The organism is Cesiribacter sp. SM1, from assembly GCF_020178975.1.
Classification (GTDB): domain Bacteria; phylum Bacteroidota; class Bacteroidia; order Cytophagales; family Cyclobacteriaceae; genus Cesiribacter.
Genome location: NZ_JAHXBU010000035.1, coordinates 1 through 1,421, shown reverse-complemented (window position 1 = coordinate 1,421; position 1,421 = coordinate 1). Strand labels below are relative to the sequence as shown.

Here is a 1,421-nt window from a genome sequence, read left to right as displayed (position 1 = left end):
ACCAAAAGAAATAATGGTGGCTATAGCACAGGTGTTCACCTCTTCCCATTCCGAACAGAGAAGTTAAGCCCTGTAGCGCCAATGGTACTTGGGTAACACCCGGGAGAGTAGGTCGCCGCCAACCCATCAACCTCAAGCCTCATACTGTAAAGTGTGAGGCTTTTTTTTTGCCTAAGCTCTTGCAGAATCATCTGGAAGGCTTTTAATGGCTTTTCCTATTCATTATACCTTCTGCTTTCCTTCACAAGGAGCTTCTTTTTGGGCCTGATACGCAGTAGATCAGGGCTCTAATCTAGCGCAGCTTTATAGTACTTGAACTTCTTTTTGAGACTTTTTGTGTTATACCAATTAGCATGAAGCTCATTCAATAGCAGCTAAAGCTTTTTTGACAGCATGCTTGATATAGGGGAATCCGGTAAGAGAGGCTATGTGCTGCTTTTGATAACTATTAGCAGTGGTTTTGATCCATTCTTCCAGGTCTTGTTCATCTTTGAAGTTGTGAAAAGCTACTTTGTATTTCATGTCACCCCAGAGCCTTTCCACCTGATTCAGTTCTGGGTTAGAAGAAGGTAAGTAGACAAGACGGATGTTCTCTGGCACCTTTAGCTCTTTTGCTCTGTGGTAGCCTGCTTTGTCTAAGAAGATGATCTTGAATACCTCTGGCTCATGCTGGCTGAACTCCTGAAGCATATACTCGAAGTAAAGAGTGTTTACCTGGGGGGCAGTGACAAAGAAATGATCTCCTGCTAAAGGCTCTACTAAGCTGTAGCAATAGCGGTAGATGAAGCGGTGCTGGTAAGCTCCCACTGGTTTTACTCCTGTCATGGTGATGGCTCTTCTTAGCACTGTCATCAGCCCAAACCGACTCTCATCCTGGAAGTATACCTTCCATTGCTTAACAAGGCCTTTATCAGCTAAAGGAATATAGTAGCGCCTAAGGATGAACTCCAGCAGCAGATTCAGTTTTTTTTATACCGCGGCGGCGGACCGCTTCTCCTCATAGGCAGCATCCTTTTTGAGATTGCTCTTTCGCACCACCTTGAGCTTTGCCCCCAGATGCTGGTGCACAAACTTATGAACATGTTCATAGCTAAGATGAATGTCATGCTCCTTTTCCAGCCACTGATGAATCGCTTTATAGGAGGTGAAGTAGTTCACCGGATCAGAAAGCTTTGCCTTTAGCTCTTGCAGTACCTTTCCTGTTATAGCTGACTCTCTTTTGTGTCCTCCTGCATTTATGCTAAGGCATGCCTGCAAGCCTTTTTCCCTGTAAAGCTTAAACCACTGGCCCACTGCATGTGGACCATAACCAACTTCTTTGGCTATTTCTCCATATTCCTTGTTCTGGTTAATCTTGTACAGATAAAAGGCTCTTACTCTTGCCTGGGCTAAGGGATGAGTAAGCTTCCTGCTCCTCTGTA

The 1,421-nt window shown here is 44.7% G+C and carries 2 protein-coding genes and 1 rRNA gene; 1 reads left to right on the top strand and 2 read right to left on the bottom strand.

The genetic code is table 11. The features are described 5' to 3' along the window. The first annotated feature begins 12 nt into the window (after positions 1-12). Positions 13-124 (top strand): 5S ribosomal RNA (gene rrf, locus KWJ01_RS04000). A 236-nt stretch (positions 125-360) separates the two neighbouring features. Here rrf and KWJ01_RS03995 read toward each other — a convergent pair. Further along, complete coding sequence (locus KWJ01_RS03995) at positions 361-924, bottom strand: IS630 family transposase (protein ID WP_224995133.1); 564 nt, start codon at positions 922-924, stop codon at positions 361-363. 45 nt (positions 925-969) lie between these two features. Next, positions 970-1,421, bottom strand: a 452-nt coding sequence (locus KWJ01_RS03990) for a helix-turn-helix domain-containing protein (protein WP_370634649.1), incomplete at its 5' end; no start/stop codon positions are given.